At 73.0% G+C, this 16,381-nt stretch carries 16 protein-coding genes; 9 read left to right on the top strand and 7 right to left on the bottom strand.

Annotation, left to right across the window (positions count from 1 at the left end):
- Positions 1 to 20: 20 nt before the first annotated feature.
- Genes KG111_RS12780 through KG111_RS12770 form a run of 3 tightly spaced genes read right to left on the bottom strand, consistent with a single transcriptional unit; the run spans position 21 to position 3,815 of the window.
- Positions 21 to 632, bottom strand: a complete 612-nt coding sequence (locus KG111_RS12780; RefSeq protein WP_205292015.1) for a DUF1003 domain-containing protein — start codon at positions 630 to 632, stop codon at positions 21 to 23.
- Complete coding sequence (locus tag KG111_RS12775; RefSeq protein ID WP_205292014.1) at positions 629 to 1,888, bottom strand: magnesium transporter MgtE N-terminal domain-containing protein; 1,260 nt, start codon at positions 1,886 to 1,888, stop codon at positions 629 to 631. Before KG111_RS12775 ends, KG111_RS12780 begins: the two co-directional genes overlap by 4 nt.
- A gap of 43 nt (positions 1,889 to 1,931) precedes the next feature.
- On the bottom strand, positions 1,932 to 3,815 hold the full coding sequence (locus tag KG111_RS12770; protein ID WP_205292013.1) for an endonuclease/exonuclease/phosphatase family protein: 1,884 nt from the start codon (positions 3,813 to 3,815) through the stop codon (positions 1,932 to 1,934).
- A gap of 149 nt (positions 3,816 to 3,964) precedes the next feature.
- Here KG111_RS12770 and KG111_RS12765 point away from each other — a divergent pair, with 149 nt between their 5' ends.
- Genes KG111_RS12765 through KG111_RS12755 form a run of 3 tightly spaced genes read left to right on the top strand, consistent with a single transcriptional unit; the run spans position 3,965 to position 6,870 of the window.
- Positions 3,965 to 5,095: a hypothetical protein gene (locus KG111_RS12765; protein WP_205292012.1), complete on the top strand. Its 1,131-nt coding sequence runs from the start codon at positions 3,965 to 3,967 to the stop codon at positions 5,093 to 5,095.
- 9 nt (positions 5,096 to 5,104) lie between these two features.
- Positions 5,105 to 6,688: a LicD family protein gene (locus KG111_RS12760; protein ID WP_205292011.1), complete on the top strand. Its 1,584-nt coding sequence runs from the start codon at positions 5,105 to 5,107 to the stop codon at positions 6,686 to 6,688.
- Positions 6,676 to 6,870, top strand: coding sequence for a DUF6752 domain-containing protein (locus tag KG111_RS12755; RefSeq protein ID WP_205292010.1), 195 nt, complete (start codon positions 6,676 to 6,678; stop codon positions 6,868 to 6,870). Before KG111_RS12760 ends, KG111_RS12755 begins: the two co-directional genes overlap by 13 nt.
- Before the next feature lie 21 nt (positions 6,871 to 6,891).
- On the opposite strand, the gene KG111_RS12750 is transcribed toward KG111_RS12755, so the two are convergent.
- A complete protein-coding gene (locus KG111_RS12750) occupies positions 6,892 to 8,112 on the bottom strand; it encodes an endonuclease/exonuclease/phosphatase family protein (protein ID WP_205292009.1) in 1,221 nt (406 codons plus the stop codon).
- A 176-nt stretch (positions 8,113 to 8,288) separates the two neighbouring features.
- Here KG111_RS12750 and KG111_RS12745 point away from each other — a divergent pair, with 176 nt between their 5' ends.
- Both KG111_RS12745 and KG111_RS12740 read left to right on the top strand, forming a co-directional pair.
- Positions 8,289 to 9,485, top strand: a complete 1,197-nt coding sequence (locus tag KG111_RS12745; protein WP_205292008.1) for an acyl-CoA dehydrogenase family protein — start codon at positions 8,289 to 8,291, stop codon at positions 9,483 to 9,485.
- Positions 9,482 to 10,519 carry a MaoC family dehydratase gene (locus tag KG111_RS12740; RefSeq protein WP_205292007.1) on the top strand — a complete coding sequence of 346 codons (1,038 nt, stop codon included), beginning with the start codon at positions 9,482 to 9,484 and terminating at the stop codon, positions 10,517 to 10,519. Before KG111_RS12745 ends, KG111_RS12740 begins: the two co-directional genes overlap by 4 nt.
- Here KG111_RS12740 and KG111_RS12735 read toward each other — a convergent pair.
- Complete coding sequence (locus KG111_RS12735; RefSeq protein ID WP_205292006.1) at positions 10,506 to 11,138, bottom strand: DUF6174 domain-containing protein; 633 nt, start codon at positions 11,136 to 11,138, stop codon at positions 10,506 to 10,508. The two genes, KG111_RS12740 and KG111_RS12735, sit on opposite strands and share 14 nt — an antisense overlap.
- Positions 11,139 to 11,201: 63 nt before the next feature.
- The gene (locus KG111_RS12730) at positions 11,202 to 12,446 is read right to left on the bottom strand and encodes an MFS transporter (protein WP_349772017.1); all 1,245 of its coding nucleotides are present in this window, start codon (positions 12,444 to 12,446) and stop codon (positions 11,202 to 11,204) included.
- Between the two features lie 41 nt (positions 12,447 to 12,487).
- Here KG111_RS12730 and KG111_RS12725 point away from each other — a divergent pair, with 41 nt between their 5' ends.
- From KG111_RS12725 to KG111_RS12715, 3 genes are all read left to right on the top strand, one after another.
- Positions 12,488 to 13,174: a DUF6758 family protein gene (locus KG111_RS12725; protein WP_240195887.1), complete on the top strand. Its 687-nt coding sequence runs from the start codon at positions 12,488 to 12,490 to the stop codon at positions 13,172 to 13,174.
- Positions 13,175 to 13,256: 82 nt separating this feature from the next.
- Entirely contained in the window at positions 13,257 to 14,126 is an 870-nt protein-coding gene (locus KG111_RS12720; RefSeq protein WP_205292004.1) for a PHP domain-containing protein, read from the top strand.
- On the top strand, positions 14,126 to 14,734 hold the full coding sequence (locus KG111_RS12715) for a MarC family protein (protein WP_205292003.1): 609 nt from the start codon (positions 14,126 to 14,128) through the stop codon (positions 14,732 to 14,734). The genes KG111_RS12720 and KG111_RS12715 overlap by 1 nt, the downstream gene beginning before the upstream one ends.
- A 2-nt stretch (positions 14,735 to 14,736) precedes the next feature.
- Here KG111_RS12715 and KG111_RS12710 read toward each other — a convergent pair whose 3' ends face one another.
- Complete coding sequence (locus tag KG111_RS12710; RefSeq protein ID WP_205292002.1) at positions 14,737 to 15,495, bottom strand: SDR family NAD(P)-dependent oxidoreductase; 759 nt, start codon at positions 15,493 to 15,495, stop codon at positions 14,737 to 14,739.
- 83 nt (positions 15,496 to 15,578) lie between these two features.
- Here KG111_RS12710 and KG111_RS12705 point away from each other — a divergent pair, with 83 nt between their 5' ends.
- Positions 15,579 to 16,379 carry a ParA family protein gene (locus KG111_RS12705; protein ID WP_205292001.1) on the top strand — a complete coding sequence of 267 codons (801 nt, stop codon included), beginning with the start codon at positions 15,579 to 15,581 and terminating at the stop codon, positions 16,377 to 16,379.
- Positions 16,380 to 16,381: the final 2 nt, after the last annotated feature.

The following is a 16,381-nucleotide window of genomic DNA, read 5'->3' as shown; positions in this document are numbered from 1 at the left end:
GGTGCTCACAACGGTCGAGTCTAGGCAGTGCCCGGGCGCGACGCGTCGCCGCCATCGCGGTGAGACGTCGCACGATGCCCCGCGGACCGCTCCCCGCCGTCCCTGGACCTGTCTCCGGCGTCCGCGCCCCGGTCCTCGGGAAGGTCCCCGGCGCGCTCGTCGAGGTCGGCGAGCAGGGCGCGCAGCTCGGAGCGCACGAAGTCGCGGGTGGCGACCTCGCCCACCGACATCCGCAGCGAGGCGACCTCGCGGGCCAGGAACTCCATGTCCGCGTGCGCGCGGGCGTCGGCCTGGCGGTCCTGCTCGGCGATCACCCGGTCCCGGGCCTCCTGCCGGTTCTGGGCGAGCAGGATCAGCGGCGCGGCGTACGACGCCTGCAGGCTGAGCATCAGCGTCAGGAAGATGAAGGCGTACTTGTCGAAGCGCAGGCTCTCGGGCGCGGTGGTGTTCCACACGACCCACAGCACCACGAACAGCGTCATGTAGATCAGGAACCGAGCGGTGCCCATGAACCGGGCGAACCGCTCGGCGAAGGTGCCGAAGGTGTCCTCGCGGTGCGGACGCCGGCGCCAGGTCCGGCGCTCCTCGCGGGGGGTGTCCAGGCGCTCGCGGGAGCGGTGCGACTCGCTCATCGCTGCTCCGTGCCCGGCCGCGGCGCACGGTCGCGCCAGTTGGGCGGCAGCATGTGGTCGAGCAGGTCGTCCACGGTGACCGCGCCGAGCAGGCGGCCGTCCGCGTCGACGACCGGGGCGGCGACCAGGTTGTAGGTGGCCAGGTGGGCCGCGACGTCGTCGATGGTCGCGTTGGTCCGCAGCCACGCCAGGGAGTCGTCCAGCGCTCCGGCCACCAGCGTCGACGGCGGCTCGCGCAGCAGCCGCTGGATGTGGGCGATGCCCAGCAGCTTGCCGGTCGGCGTCTCCAGCGGCGGGCGGCACACATAGACCAGGGCAGCCAGCGCCGGGGTCAGCTCCGGGTTGCGCACGTGCGCCAGCGCGTCGGCGATGGTGGCGTCCGGACCGAGGATCACCGGCTCCGGGGTCATCATCGCGCCCGCGGTGTCCTCGACGTAGCTCATCAGGCGCCGCACGTCCTGCGCACCCTCGGGCTCCATCAGCTGCAGCAGGATCTCGGCGGTCTCCGGCGGCAGGTCGCGCACCAGGTCCGCGGCGTCGTCGGCCGACATCTCCTCCAGCACGTCGGCGGCACGCTCGGTGTCCAGGCCGTTGAGGATCTCCACCTGGTCGGAGTCCGGCAGCTCCTCGAGGACGTCGGCGAGGCGCTCGTCGTCCAGCGCCAGCGCCACCGCGGTCCGTCGGTCCGGCGGCAGGTCGTGCAGGATGCTCGCCGCGTCGGCGGGCCGCATCTCGTTCAGCGCCGCCACCAGGTGCGTGGCGCCCTGCCGCTCGTCGCTGCGGGCCAGGCCGATCACGTCGCGCCACTCCACGACGTGGGTCTGGCCGCGCCGCCGGAACCCGCGAGAGGGCTCACGCACCGCGACCCGGCACAACACCCAGTCGCGGTTGCGGGCCGGCTCCATCGCGACGTCGTACACGGTGCCGGTGACGCCGGTGCCGGTGATGGTCACCGTGCGGTCGAGCATCTGGCCGATCACCAGTGTCTCGGTGGAACGCTGCTCGAAGCGACGCATGTTGAGCAGGCCGGTGGTGTAGACGTGCTCGCTGTCGATGTTGGTGACGCGGGTCATCGGCACGAAGATGCGCCGCCGGTTGAAGACCTCCGCCACCATCCCGAGCACCCGGGGCTGGGTGCCCTCGCCGCGCATGGTGACGACCAGGTCGCGGACCTTCCCGACCTGGTCGCCCTGGGGGTCGAAGATCGGGAGCCCGACGAGCCTGGCCGCGAACACGCGGGACGGGGTGGAGCTCACGGGAGGCAACGCTAGGGCATGACCGGTGGCGCCGGTCAGCGGCTCACTGCAGCACCCGCAGGTTGCCCAGCGAGTTGTGCACGCTGCGCGGCACCCGCGGCAGCGACAGCGCGGCGGCCACGAGGTTCGCGATCACGCCCGTGCGCAGCGGCGTGCCCTTCGCGGGGTTCGCGGCGGCACCGGGGTTGGTGTAGCCGCGGTTCAGCGCGTACAGGTCGCCCTTCACCACGCCGGGGCCGTTGACGATGATCGGCACGCCGCGGCCCAGGCTCGCCGGACCCCCCGAGGACGAGGTCAGCACGACCAGGGTCGAGGACGCCGTCGCCGAGTTGCGGGCGATCGCGTTCAGCAGGCTGCCCACCTGCCGGTCGGCGCGCTTGAGCACCTTCGAGTAGGCGCCACCCTTCCAGCCCTTCTTGGATGCCGTGCGGTCCAGGCCGCCCAGCTGCACGAACGTGACGCGTGCCGGCTTCTTCGCCAGGTCGCTGCGCGCGGCGCGCACCGCGCCGGTGTCGCTGGAGAGCACCTTCCGGCTGAGCTTGTGGCGGCCGTTGTCGGCGCCGTAGGTGTCGGCGCCGCCGTACTTCTTGCTCCAGGTGCGGGTCACGATCTTCGACTGCGGGTCACCGGAGTAGAAGGCCGTGCGCATGCCCAGGTTGTGCGAGATGTCGAAGATCGTCGAGACGTACTGCCCGGCCTTCTTGTGCACCGTGACGCGGGGGTCGCGGGCGGTGCGCACGCCGTGGCCGCCCTTCGAGGTGCGCACGGGCCGACCGGAGAGGATCGAGATCGTGTTCGGCAGGGCGGTGCGCCGCTGCGCGTCGGTGCGGGCGTTGAGCGTGAAGGCGCCGCGCTGCAGCATCCGCGAGATGTACGGCGTGGTGCTGGCGCCGATCGCCGAGGAGCGCAGCCCCTGCACGTCGATGACCACGACCCGCTGGATGCCCGCGGCGCGCTCCGGGCTGGGCGCCACGGTGCCGTCGGCCATCACCAGCGGGTGGTCGGTGGCTGCCTTGACGGTGGCGTCGCGCACCGCGCGGTAGTTGCTGAAGGCGACGTCGGGGGTGCCCATCACCCAGTCGATCATCACGGGCTTCGTCGGCTGGCACACGCCGCCGGGCACCTTGTCGTGGTAGCCGCCGGAGGCCGACTGCAGGTCGGTCAGGTAGGTCACCGGGCAGTAGAACCGGTCGCGGTCGTTCATGTCGCCGGTGAACAGCACGGGGACGGTGGGGTACTGCGCACGCAGCTTGTTCACCAGCGCGGCCTGGATCCGCTCCGCCTTGTCCCGGTACTTCTGTGCGTCGCCCCAGCTGTTGGCCGGGTTGTGGGTGTTGAGCATCCACACCAGCTGGCCCGTGGAGTTGTGGCGCAGCAGCACGAGCGGGCGCTGGCGCATCTTCCCGTGGAAGTACGGCGCCCGGTAGGTCGTCCGCTCCACGGCGGTCCACACCGACGAACGCCAGGCGATGGACGTCACCGACTCGCCCTTGATGGCGGTGCCGGGCCACATCGACCAGCCGGGGCCGGCGAGCTTCTGGAACGAGGCGACCTGCTTGGGCTCGAACTCCTGGAACCCGACCACCTGGACGCCGTTGTCCTGCAGCGCCTTGACCGCCGAGCGCATCCGGGTGCCGGAGCCGGCGTACTTGCCGTAGCGGTCGCCGCCCTTGACCGTGTGGCTGTGCCCGAGCACGTTGAAGGTGGCGATGCGGAACTTCGTCGGCGCGGGAGCGGGCGCGGCGGCCCGGGGCGCCGGCTGCGGTGCGGCGGCGGGCGCGGCGGCAGGCGTGGCCGACGCCGGAGCGGCGTGGAGGAGGCCGACGAGCAGCGCGCCCGCGCCGAGCGCGGCGCCACCACGGCGCAGGAGCCGGGATCGACGCTGCGCGTCCTTGCGGACCGGATGGGATGGACGGACGCGAGTCATGGCGACACTCCGAGTCGAGGTGCGGGGGTCTGGCGACGTTCTGTGCTTCGATACCGACCGCTAGTGTGCCTAATGTGACGCATGTGGTCTAGGTGATCTGCATTTTCACCTGATCTGCCCTGGACCGCGGCGGCATCGAGGAGGACGCGATGGCGCGACGGGTCTTCCTGCACGCCGGGCTTCCCAAGACGGGTACGACGTACCTGCAGCGCGTGCTCTGGGCGCACCGCGAGGCACTGCTCGACGAAGGGTTGCTGCTGCCCGGCTTCGGGCACCGCGAGCACCTCTGGGCGGCGCTCGAGGTTTGCGAGCGGGACCTGGCCCGGCGCGACCCCCGTGCCGCCGGCGCCTGGGAGCGGCTGTGCGCCGAGGCCACGGCCCACCCCGGTGACGTGCTGCTGAGCCACGAGTTCTTCTGTGCGGCCACCGCGCGGCAGGCGGCGGCGGTCGCCGAGCGGCTGCGACCCGCCGAGCTGCACCTGATCCTCACCGCGCGCCAGCCCGCCGCGATGCTCGCCGCGGGCTGGCAGGAGAGCGTCAAGAACGGGGGAGTCGTGAGCCTCGAGGAGCTGGCCTCGCGCACCGGGCGCCGCGAGCTCGGCTGGTGGACCCTCGACCTCGGCGGCGTGCTGCACCGCTGGGCGCCGGTGGTGCCCGCCGACCGGATCCACGTCCTGGTCCTGCCCGGCCCGCGAGCACCGGCGGAGCAGCACTGGCACAACCTCGCCGGCGTCCTCGGCCTCAGCGGCGACCACGCGCCGCCGGCCCAGGTGGTGAACCCGTCGCTGGGGGTGGCGCAGGCCGAGCTGCTGCGCCGCGTCAACGCGCACCTGGACGACTTCCGTGTGCGCGACGTGGACCGCGGCGACTGGATCCGCGACCTGCTCGCGGAGCGCCACCTGGCAGCCCAGGCGGGGACCCCGGTGCGGCTCGCCCCCGAGGTGCTCACCGAGTGCCGGCGCCGGGCCCGCGCCGCAGTCGACCTGCTCGCCGCCCGGGGCGTCCACGTCGTCGGTGACCCGAATGAGCTGCTCGTGCCCGAGGAGGACCCGGCGGAGCGCGGGCCGCACGGGGTGAGCAGCGAGGAGCTGCTCGACGCCGCCACCGCGCTCGTGGCCTCGCTGCTGCGCGACCTGCGGGAGGTCACCGCCGGCCGGTCCTGGCGAGACGCACTGGGGCTCGACCCCCGGATGCCCGCCCCCGCGCCCGCCCCCGCGCCCGCGCCGCCCCCGGCGCCGGTGCAGCTCCGGGCCCCCGGCCCGAGCGAGCCGATCGGATAGCATGCGCCGGTGCCAGCAGCCGACCGACGAGGAACGACGGTCTCGCGGCTCCGGGTGGACGACGCCGGGGTGACGCTGCAGGCCACCGACGACGTGCCCGTCAACGTGCTCTTCGACGACCAGCGCGTCTTCTCCTTCTGGCTGCTGCGCGACACCGAGGAGCGCGACGGGGAACGGTTCCTGGCCTGGCCGCCCGTGCTGCGCGGCTTCCTGTCGGGCGCGGTGCGCGTCGGGTTGGCCGACCCGAGCGGGGACGAGGGGAGCACCTGGGCCGAGGTCGAGGCGGTCCTCGGCGACGGCGAGGGACGCGTCGCGGTCCGCGACAAGCAGGGCAACCCGATGGGCCTGGACAAGAGCATGCGGCTGATGCGGCTCTTCGCTGACCGCGACCCCGACCAGCTCCGTCCGCTGCAGGACGCCATCGAGATCGTCGCCGAGGCGCTGCGGCGCGCCGGCCTGGAGCCGTTCGTGGCCTACGGCACGCTCCTCGGCGCCGTACGCGACGGCGACTTCATCGGGCACGACTCCGACGCCGACCTCGGCTACGTCAGCCGGTTCGAGTACCCGGTCGACGTCACCGCGGAGTCCTTCCGCGTGCAGCGCGACCTCGAGGCCATGGGCTACCGGGTGCAGCGCTACAGCGGTCTCGGCCTCAAGGTGATGGTCGAGGAGGGCGACGGCACCAGCCGCGGGCTCGACGTCTTCGGCGGCTTCCTGCGCGACGGGCAGCTCTACCTGATGGGGGAGGTGGGACACCCCTTCCAGCGCGAGTGGATCTTCCCGCTCGGCACCGCCGAGCTCGCCGGGCGGTCCGTTCCCGTCCCCGCCGAGCCGGAGCGGCTGCTCGAGGTCATGTACGGCCCCGGCTGGCGCAAGCCCGACCCGGCCTTCAAGTTCGGCACGCCGGCGTCCGTACGACGCCGCCTCGACGGCTGGTTCCGAGGCACCCGGCACGGGCTCGACGAGCGCTGGGTCCGGGAGCGGACCGGGGACGTGGCCAAGCCCAAGAGCGGTCCGAGCCGGTTCGCACGCTGGGTCGCCGAGCGGGAGCCGGACGCCGTGCTGGCCGTGGACGTCGGCTGCGGCCGGGGCCACGACGCGGTCTGGCTGGCCGGTCAGGGACATCGCGCGGTCGGGGTGGACTACTTCCCGCCGGACCTGCGCCGTGCGCAGCGTCTGGCCCAGCGCCGCGGCGCCGACGCCGCGTTCCGCTGGACCAGCCTCACCGAGCTGCGCTCGGTGCTGGAGACCGGCGCCGCGCTGGCCACCGAGCCCGGGCCCCGGATCGTGCTGGCGCGCCACGTGCTCGAGGCGACCAACCCCGCCGGCCGCCGGAACCTGCTGCTGCTGGCGCGGATGCTGACCCGTGACCAGGGGCGTGCCTACCTGCAGGTCATCGTCGAGGACGGCGAGGCCGCCCACCGCCGCGGCCTGCAGCCGGTGGGTGTGGGCGAGCTCGAGCGTCTGGTCGCCGCCAGCGGCGGAGGCATCGAGGAGCTGGTCCGGCTCAGCACGGCCGAGGCGGAGCTGCCGCTGGCGCCCGGCGAGGGGCATCTCGACACCGTGAGGATGGTGGTCTCGTGGCATCGCTGAGCCGACGGGTGAGCGAGCTGGAGCAGCAGGTGCAGGAGACGCGCCAGCTCAACCTCCGCCTCGCCGAGCTGCTGGACGTCGTCACCGAGCTGCTGGTGCCGCTGCGCCAGGGCGACGAGGAGCAGGCCCGGCAGGCGCTGCAGCGGTTCCGCGACGGGATCGGCGACCCGCTCAAGCGCTGAGTCCGCCGGCCCGGCGGCGGCTCACTTCGGGCAGTACCAGAGGCTGCCCTCGGTCGAGGGCTCCAACCGGCAGCGCTTGGCGTCGACCGGCGCCGGCAACGTGGCCACGGTCGTGAACACGGGGTGGTCGCTCAACCGCTTGTCCCGGGTGACGAAGTCGGGGGTGAACTCGCTGAACTGCACCTTCGTGGTGCCCAGGATCCAGTCGACGTACATCCGCTGGGGCACCCGGCACCTGCCGGCCTTGTCCGTGCGCGCCCCGTCGGCGGAGTGCATCCCGGACAGGGCGGTGAAGTTGCAGGCGAAGGGGGCGTGGTCGTTGAAGTCGCCGGTCATCAGCACCGGGGTGCCGTCGGCGCCCAGGGTGCGGGCGAGGTCGGCCTCGATGCGCTCTGCGGCACGCCGCCACCTCGCCGCCGGGCCGTGCACGTCGGCGGCGTTGTGGTAGTTGCCCACCCACACCTGGTGCCCGGTCGTGCGGTGACGCAGCAGCACGTGCGGCATCTTCTTGGGCCGGCCCCCGAAGTACGGGATGTCGGTGACCTCCCCGCGCACCAGCACCCAGTCCGCCTTGCGCCACACGATCGAGTTCTCCGTGTGCCGCGGTCCCAGACGCATGCCCGGGTAGATGTCATAGACGTCGCCGGCCTGCTGCTCGAAGCCGCTGGCCTGGGGCACCTGGAGCTCTTGGAGGCCGGCGATGCTGACGTCCTTGTTCTTCAGCAGCTGCACCTGCCCGGGCAGACGGGCCATCGCGCCCGCGAAGCCCTTGCGCTTGTTGCGGCCCTTGGTGTGCGAGGCGCCGAGGACGTTGAGCGTGGCCACCGTGAAGGACAGCGGCTTCGACGTCGGCGGCCGGTCCACCCGGACCATGCCCTTGCGGCGGTAGCGCCGGTCGAGCTGCTTGGGGGTCAGGGCGACGATCTCGGGGATGGTGGCCGACGGCGTGGGGGTCGCCTCGGTGGAGGCGGCGTCGTCCGGGCCGGCGCCCTCGGAGGGGGCGTCGGAGGCGGTCGCGGGGCCGGCGGTGGGCTGCTTCGGCGACCCACCGGCGGTCACCGCGACCGCCGCGAGCACCACGAGGACGACGGCGATCAGCGCGATCTGCGGAAGGTGGGCGGTGGCGGTGCGGGGCGCCCGGCGCTTGGGAGCGCCTCGTCGCCGCGGTGCGTCGTCACCGGTTGCTGCGTCACCGGTTGCTGCGTCGCCGGATCCTGCGCGGGGCGGCTCGTCCGGGGCCATGGTGCGCACCTCCGTCCCGGTCTCGTCCCGCCCTGCCGGCAGGCGGGGCGTGTCAGGTCGCCGATGCTAGCGCCGCAGGCCCACGAGGCACCCCGGCGTCCGCAGCCCGGGCGGCGCGGAGAGAGCTTCCTACTCGTGGGTACAGTGCTGGCGTCGTTCGTAGCGAAAGGGAACCGATGACGCGGCTTTGCCAGACCGATGGGCTCACCGAAGACCAGACCGAGATCCTCAAGGCCGTCCGGACCTTCGTGGACGAGCAGATCATTCCCGTCGCGCAGGAGCTCGAGCACGCCGACGAGTACCCGCAGGACATCATCGACGGGCTCAAGGAGCTCGGCGTCTTCGGCCTGACGATCCCCGAGGAGTTCGGCGGACTCGGCGAGTCGCTGCTGACCTACGCCCTGGTGGTCGAGGAGATCGCCCGCGGCTGGATGAGCGTCTCCGGCGTCATCAACACCCACTTCATCGTCGCCTACCTGCTCATGAAGCACGGCACCGACGAGCAGAAGCAGAAGTACCTGCCCCGCATGGCCACCGGCGAGGTGCGCGGCGCGTTCTCGATGTCCGAGCCCGGCCTCGGCTCGGACGTCTCCGCGGTCTCCACCAAGGCGACCAAGGCCGAGGACGGCTCGTACTCGATCACCGGCCAGAAGATGTGGCTGACCAACGGCGCCAGCTCCACGCTCGTCGCGCTGCTCGTGAAGACCGACGAGGGTGCCGAGTCGGTCTACAAGAACATGACCACCTTCCTCGTCGAGAAGGAGGCCGGCTTCGGCGAGACCGCCCAGGGCGTCACCGTCCCCGGCAAGATCGACAAGATGGGCTACAAGGGCGTCGAGACGACCGAGCTCATCCTGGACGGCCACAAGATCGCCGCCGAGCAGATCCTCGGCGGCACCCCGGGCAAGGGCTTCTTCCAGATGATGGACGGCGTCGAGGTCGGCCGCGTCAACGTCGCCGCCCGCGCCTGCGGCCTGGCCTGGCGCGGCTTCGAGCTGGGCGTCTCCTACGCCCAGCAGCGCAAGACCTTCGGCAAGAAGATCGCCGAGCACCAGGCGGTGCTGTTCCGCCTCGCCGAGATGGCCACCAAGGTCGAGACCTCGCACGCGATGATGGTCCGCGCCGCGCGCCTGAAGGACACCGGCAAGCGGATGGACGTCGAGGCCGGCATGGCCAAGATGGTCGCCTCGGAGTACGCCAACGAGGTCGTCGAGGACTCCTTCCGGATCCACGGCGGCTACGGCTACTCCAAGGAGTACGAGATCGAGCGCCTCATGCGCGAGGTCAAGTTCATGCTCATCGGCGAGGGCACCTCCGACATCCAGAAGATGATCATCGGCCGCCAGCTCCTCAAGGAGTACAAGCTGTCGTGAGCAAGACCAACCCCGGCAACTTCTTCGAGGACTTCTCCGTCGGGCAGGTGCTGCGTCACGCCACCCCGCGCACCGTCACCGAAGGGGACCGAGCGGTCTACGGCTCGCTCTACCCGACCCGCTTCGCCGTACCGTCATCGGCGCAGTTCGCCGCCTCCGTCGGCCTCGACCCGCACCCGGTCGAGGAGCTGGTCGCCTTCCACGTCGCCTTCGGCAAGACCGTCCCGGACATCTCGCTCAACGCGGTCGCCAACCTCGGCTACGCCGAGTGCCGCTTCCACCGTCCGGTCCTCCCCGGGGACACGCTGAGCACCACCTCCGAGGTGATCGGGCTCAAGCAGAACTCCAACGGCAGATCCGGTGTCGTCTACGTGCGCTCCACCGCGACCAACCAGCGCGGCGAGGTGGCGCTGGACTGGGCGCGCTGGGTCATGGTGCACAAGCGCGACCCCGAGGCGCCGGCGCCCGAGACCGTCGTGCCCGAGCTGGCCGCCGCCGTGGCCGCCGAGGACCTGGTGCTGCCGACCGGGCTGGACTTCACCGACTACGACTTCGCCGCCGCCGGCGAGCCGCACCGCTTCGACGACTACGAGGTGGGCGAGAAGATCGACCACGTCGACGGGGTCACCCTCACCGAGTCCGAGCACCAGCAGGCGACCCGGCTGTGGCAGAACACGGCGAAGGTGCACTTCAACGCCCAGGCCCGCCCTGATGGCCGGCAGCTGATCTACGGCGGCCACGTGATCTCGATGGCCCGCGCGCTGTCGTTCAACGGTCTGGCCAACGCCCAGCTGATCGCGGCGATCAACGCCGGCGCCCACACCGCCCCGGCGTTCGCCGGTGACACCGTGTACGCGTGGTCGGAGGTGCTCGACAAGGCCGAGACCTCGGCTCCCGGCGTCGGTGCGCTGCGGCTGCGCCTGGTGGCCACCCGCGACCGCGACGAGTCGATGACGCTGCGGGACGCCGAGACCGGCAAGCACGCCGCCGGCGTGCTGCTCGACCTGGACTACTGGGCCCTCATCCCGCGCTGACGCGCACGTCGCTGATCCGGTAGGTCACCTCGTCGTCGAAGACCCCGGCGCGGCGGTCGATGCTGACACGGTCGGGGTGCGTGGCGGCAGCCGGCCAGTCCACCCGTACGTCGGCCGCGGCCGGGTCGTTCGCCTCGGCGAGGATGTCCTGGATGCTGAGGCGGGTGTGCGCCGGCGCCTGGTCCCCGGGTGCGCCGGCACCGGGCTCACCCGTCGTGAGCACCGCGTCGCGGACCTCGCCGTCGGCGACGGTGACCCGCACCGGCCCCACCGGCGGGCAGTAGCAGACCACCTCGAGCAGGTAGGTGTAGTCGCGCTCGTCGAACGTGCGCGAGGCCGGCCCGCCCGACGGCGAGGCAGGCGTGGTGGCGTCACTCCCCTCGGAGCCCGGAGCGGACGAAGCCGGCGGCGAGGCGGGGGTCGAGGCGGGGGTCGAGGCGGGGGTCGAGGCGGAGGCGGAGGTGGCATCGCGGGCGTCGTCGTTTTCGCGTGAGCACCCTGCTGCCCCCAGCACGACGACCAGCATGATGGCCAGCGCGACGGCCGGAGCCGGGACCCGCGCCCCGCGACGTGACAGGAGAAGGGGCGTGGCGGTGGGGCTCGTCGTGGTGCGGGACATGGCACTCATGATGCCTGGGACGTCCCGGAGCGCCGTCGCGTTCCCTCCCCGCGCGTACCGCGCTTACCGCGCCGCGTCCGGCGCGGCCCGGAACCACCGGGCCAGCACCAGCAGGCCCAGGACGAACACGGCGGGAGCCACGAACCCCAGCCGCAGCTCGTCGGCGCCGACGACACCGGTCAGCACCGCGCCGGCCAGGCCGCCGACGTAGTTGAACTGGTTGAACCGCGCGATGACTGCGTCCACCCGCTCCACCGACCCGCCGGCCAGGCTCGCCGCCGCGGAGAAGCTGAGCGGCGCCACCACCGAGATCCCGGCGCCGACCAGGGTGAAGCCGAGCACCGCGACCGGCCACGTCGGTGCACACGTGACGACGACCAGACCGGTGCAGGCCACCACGGCACCGGTGCGCAGCACCGGCGGGGCGTCGTAGCGGCGCACCAGGCGGTCGCCGGCCAGGCGCACGACCAGGCTGGCCAGCAGGTAGGGCAGCGTGGCCAGGGCGACCCAGCGCGAGGGCGCGTCGAGCACCTCGTCGAGGTAGACCGCGCCCCAGGCCTGCGCCGCCGTGTCGACCATGTAGAACACGACCATGCCCAGGCCGACCATCAGGATCGGCCGCCACGGCACGCTCGCGGCGAGCGCCGCCACGACCTCGGGGTCCGCGTCGTCGACCGGCGCCGTGACCGAGCGCGGCAGGAACGCCGCGCCCGCGGCCACCACCGCCACCAGCCCGATCCCGGCGCTCCAGCCGAGGCCCACACCGGCGGTGAGCAGGGTCAGCCCGGCGCCGAGCAGGCCGCCGAAGGTCCACGCGCCGTGGAAGCTGGGCAGGATCGGGCGGCCGTAGCCACGCTCGATCGCGACCGCCTGCATGTTGGTGGCGGCATCGACCATGCCCAGCCCCACGCCGTACACCCCGACGCCCAGCAGGAACCCCGGCCACACGTCCACGGCGAGCATCGCCGCAGCCCCGGCGCCGATGAGCAGCAGCCCGGTGCGCAGCAGCGCCGCGCTGGCGGTACGGCGCGCCAGCCGCTCGCACAGCACCGAGCCGGCTCCGGCGAGCAGCACGATCACCAGCAGCACCCCTGAGACGTCCAGCTCGGAGAGGTCCCAGCGGTCCTTGAGGTCGGGCAGGCGGGTGGTGAGCCCGATGAACACGAAGCCCTGCGTCGCGAACGCCGTCGCCACCGCCAGCCGGTGCCGCGCCAGTCCATGTCGCCCCACCCAGGCGCGCTCGAGGTCGGGCATGGCCGGATCCTGCCACGGCGGTGTCCCGGGCGCCCGGGCATCCGGAGGCCGGATGTTCTTGACGAGAAGGGCCGGCGAGCAGCACGGTTGCGGTCATGTCGCGCGAGGAGCCTGACGCCCCCGATCCCGCCCTGCGGAGGGCGGAGTGCCCCCGGTGCCCGGTGCCGGTCGCCGAGGTCGGCGACGGCGGCTTCTCCTGCCCCGAGCACGGACGGGTCCCGGCGCTGCGACGACCGGTCGCCGCGAGCTACGAGAGCTTCGCGCAGCACCTGCGCCGCTCCGCGCCGTTCCCCACCTACCTGCCGTGGCCGCTGGGGCCGGGGTGGACGGTCAGCGACTTCGCGAGCGTCTCGGACGCAGACGGCGCGGTGGCGACGATGACCTGCGTCTCCGGCGCCAGCCAGCTCGACGGGCCGGTGGACGTGATGGTGATCAGCGAGGAGCCGGGCACCGGATTCGGTGCCCGGGTGGCCGGCCTGCGGGGCGACGGCGGGGCCGAGCGCTGGGATCCCGGGCCCGAGATCGGAGAGGGACCGCCGCCGGTGCGGCTGCGCGTCGAGCAGCACCCCGTGGGGTTGTGGCCGGTGTCGATCAGCACGTCGCCGGGGGAGTGGGACCGCTCGGTGCTCGCCGGCGAGGCCGGCGGGCGCTGGCTCTGGCTGGTGCTGCGGCCCGCCTCCGCGGTCCTGCTGCTGCGCGACGAGTGGATCGTGCGCGACGTCTCCGCCACGGGACCGCAGCTGGTCGCCCTGCCCTTCGGCGGCGCCGCGCCGGCCTGGTGAGAGCCCGGTGACGAGACCCCTCCCGTGTGCTCAGGGCGGGGCGCGTCACCGCCGTGCGCCGTACAGGAATAGCCTGCGCGGCGTGAGGATCGACCTGCACACGCACTCGCGCGTCAGCGACGGCACCGATTCCCCCACGGACCTCGTGCACGCGGCCGCCCGGGCCGGGCTGCAGGTCGTGGCGTTGACCGACCACGACACCACGGCGGGTTGGACCGAGGCCGCTGCGGCCGCGCAGGTGGCGGGGATCTCCCTGGTCCCCGGGATCGAGGTGAGCACCCGGTTCCGCGGCACCGGGGTGCACCTGCTCGTCTACCTGCCCGACGCCGACGACCCCGCCCTGGGTGCCGAGCTCGACGCGATCGTGACCGCGCGCCAAGAGCGCGTGCCTCGGATGCTGGCCCGCCTGCGCGACCTCGGCATCCCCGCCACCGAGCAGGCGCTCGCCGAGGTCTCCGGCCACAACCTGGTCACCGGCCGCCCGCACGTGGCCGACCTGCTGGTGCGGCTCGGCGTGGTCGCCAGCCGCGCCGAGGCGTTCTCGGCCTACCTCGCCGACGGCGGCCCCGCGTACGTCGACAGGTACGCCGCCGACCTCACCCGGATGCTGGAGGTGGTCCGCGGTGCGCGCGGCGTCGCCGTGCTGGCCCACCCCTGGGGCCGCGGCTCGGCCGAGGTGCTCGACGAGACCGCCCTCGCCGGGCTCGCGGACGCCGGGCTGGTCGGGCTCGAGGTGGACCACCTCGACCACACCCCGGCACAGCGCACCCGGCTGCGCGAGATCGCCGGCCGCCTCGGTCTCCTCGTCACCGGCTCCAGCGACCACCACGGCGCCGGCAAGGTCGGCCACGACCTGGGTTGCGAGACGACCGCACCCGGCGAGCTCGCCCGGATCCTGCAGCGCGCCGCCGACCTCGGCTCGCCCACCCGGGTCGCCGGCAAGGAGCTGTGATGGTCGAGCACGTCCTGCTCGTCGAGGTCTTCGTGACGCTGTTCGTGATCATGGACCCGGTCGGCACCGTGCCGATCTTCCTGTCGCTGACCGCGGGCCGCAGCGCGGCCAGCGCGCGCCGGCTCGCCTGGCAGGCGGTCGCGGTGTCGTTCTTCGTGATCACCCTGTTCGCGCTGTTCGGCCAGCAGATCCTGAACTACCTGCACATCTCCCTGCCCGCGCTGCAGTGCGCGGGCGGCCTGCTCCTGCTGCTGGTCGCCCTCGAGCTGCTGACCGGCAAGGAGGAGGAGCCCACCGCGACCGGGGACGCCAACGTGGCACTGGTGCCGCTCGGCACCCCGCTGCTCGCCGGACCCGGCGCGATCGTCGCCACCATGCTCTTCGTCCAAGGCATCGACAGCTGGGAGAGCGGGACCGCCGTGGTGATCGGTGTGGTCGCCGTGCATGTCGCGCTCTGGCTGGCGATGCGGTTCTCCCTGCCGATCCTGCGGGTGATCCGTGAGGGCGGCGTCCTGCTGGTCACCCGCATCGCCGGCCTGCTGCTGTCCGCGATCGCGGTGCAGCTGGTCGCCGACGCGATCCGCGCGTTCGTCGCCGGCGAGGGGTAGGCCTACTTCCGGCCGAGCGACTGCAGGCGCTGCAGTGCCGGGCGGGGCACGAGCCGGGCCGCGGCGACGATGACCTTGTAGCGCTTGGAGGGCACGGAGAACGCGCGGCCGCGGGCGAAGTCCGCGAGCGCCTCGGCCACCAGCCGGTCCGGCTCCAGCCACAGCACCCGCGGGGCGGAGGCGTCCCGGTCGATGCCGAGGCGCTCGTGGAACTCCGTGCGCACGAAACCGGGGCACAGGGCCATGACCTGCACCCCGCGCCCGCCGTACTCGGCGTGCGCCCAGGCGCTGAACGAGTTCACCCAGGCCTTCGCGGCGCTGTAGGTGCCGCGGGGCAGGAACGCCGCGACGCTGGAGACGTTGATGATCCCGCCGCTGCCGCGCTCGACCATGCCACCGAGGGCGGCGTGGCTCAGCCGCAGCACCGCGCGGACCAGCACGTCCTGCTGGGCCTGCTCGACGTCGATCGGGTTCTCCAGGAAGGCGCCCTTGAGCCCGAAGCCTGCGTTGTTGACGAGCAGGTCCACGCCGCGGTCGCGGTCGGCGAGGCGCTCCTCGACGCGGGCGAGCTGCTCGGGGACGGTGAGGTCGGCGGACAGTGTCTCGACGTGCACGCCGAGACCGGCCAGCTCCTCGCGCACCTGCTCCAGGCGGGTCCGGTCGCGGGCCACGAGCACCAGGTCGTGGCCGCTCGCGGCGAGCTGGCGGGCGAACTCCAGGCCGATGCCGGCGGTCGCGCCGGTGACGAGAGCAGTGGGCATGGGGCAAGTCAACCAGCGACGGGTGTGCACATCGCGGGCAACCTGGCGCGCCACACGGCATGTGTCGGGCATGATGGGCCGCGATGAACAGCGCGCAGGCTCCTACGCACCGCACCACGGTCCTCGCCGTCGCCAACCAGAAGGGTGGCGTCGCGAAGACGACCAGTGTGGCGTCGATCGGTGCCGCCCTGGCCGAGCTCGGCCAGTCGGTGCTGCTGGTCGACCTCGACCCGCAGGCGTGCCTGACGTTCTCGCTGGGCATCGACCCCGAGGACCTCGAGCTGTCGGTGCACCACGTGCTCACGAAGGGCGTCGCCGTCGGCGAGGTCATCATCGCCACCGAGGACGGCGTGGACCTGCTGCCCGCCACCATCGAGCTCGCCCGTGCGGAGGCGGACCTGCTGACCCGCACCGGGCGCGAGCACGTGCTGCGCGGCGTGCTGGACGACCTCGCCGACGCCGGGACGCACTACGACTGGGTGCTGCTGGACTGCCCGCCGTCGCTGGGCGTGCTCACCGTCGCCGCGCTGACCGCCGCCACCGGCGTGCTGGTGCCGCTGCAGTGCGAGACGCTGTCGCACCGCGGCGTCGGCCAGCTGCTCGACACCGTGCACGACGTACGGCGCTTCACCAACCGCGACCTCGAGGTGTGGGGCGTGCTGCCCACGCTGTACGACGGCCGCACCAACCACGCCCGGGCCGTGCTCGACACGATCTCGCAGACCTACGACCTCGAGGTCGTCGAGCCGCCCATCCCCAAGACCATCAAGTTCGCCGAGGCCCCGGCGGCCGGCCGGTCCATCCTCGCCACCAGCCGCAGCAGCAAGGGCGCGCAGGCCTACCGGGAGGTCGCCACCGGCCTGATCGACCGGGCAGGCCGCTGAGC

Source organism: Nocardioides faecalis, assembly GCF_018388425.1.
Lineage (GTDB): Bacteria > Actinomycetota > Actinomycetes > Propionibacteriales > Nocardioidaceae > Nocardioides > Nocardioides faecalis.
The sequence above is the reverse complement of the archived record's forward strand: the minus strand, read 5'-3'. Positions and strand labels throughout refer to the sequence as shown.

What these genes read in the sequence shown, in the direction of transcription:
- KG111_RS12750 (WP_205292009.1), bottom strand. Translation starts at nt 8,112, where the DNA reads ATGGCCCCGGACGAGCCGCCCCGCGCAGGATCCGGCGACGCAGCAACC.
- KG111_RS12715 (WP_205292003.1), top strand. Translation starts at nt 14,126, where the DNA reads ATGGTCGAGCACGTCCTGCTCGTCGAGGTCTTCGTGACGCTGTTCGTG.
- KG111_RS12735 (WP_205292006.1), bottom strand. Translation starts at nt 11,138, where the DNA reads ATGTCCCGCACCACGACGAGCCCCACCGCCACGCCCCTTCTCCTGTCA.
- KG111_RS12770 (WP_205292013.1), bottom strand. Translation starts at nt 3,815, where the DNA reads ATGACTCGCGTCCGTCCATCCCATCCGGTCCGCAAGGACGCGCAGCGT.
- KG111_RS12725 (WP_240195887.1), top strand. Translation starts at nt 12,488, where the DNA reads ATGTCGCGCGAGGAGCCTGACGCCCCCGATCCCGCCCTGCGGAGGGCG.
- KG111_RS12745 (WP_205292008.1), top strand. Translation starts at nt 8,289, where the DNA reads ATGACGCGGCTTTGCCAGACCGATGGGCTCACCGAAGACCAGACCGAG.
- KG111_RS12705 (WP_205292001.1), top strand. Translation starts at nt 15,579, where the DNA reads ATGAACAGCGCGCAGGCTCCTACGCACCGCACCACGGTCCTCGCCGTC.
- KG111_RS12765 (WP_205292012.1), top strand. Translation starts at nt 3,965, where the DNA reads ATGGCGCGACGGGTCTTCCTGCACGCCGGGCTTCCCAAGACGGGTACG.
- KG111_RS12780 (WP_205292015.1), bottom strand. Translation starts at nt 632, where the DNA reads ATGAGCGAGTCGCACCGCTCCCGCGAGCGCCTGGACACCCCCCGCGAG.
- KG111_RS12710 (WP_205292002.1), bottom strand. Translation starts at nt 15,495, where the DNA reads ATGCCCACTGCTCTCGTCACCGGCGCGACCGCCGGCATCGGCCTGGAG.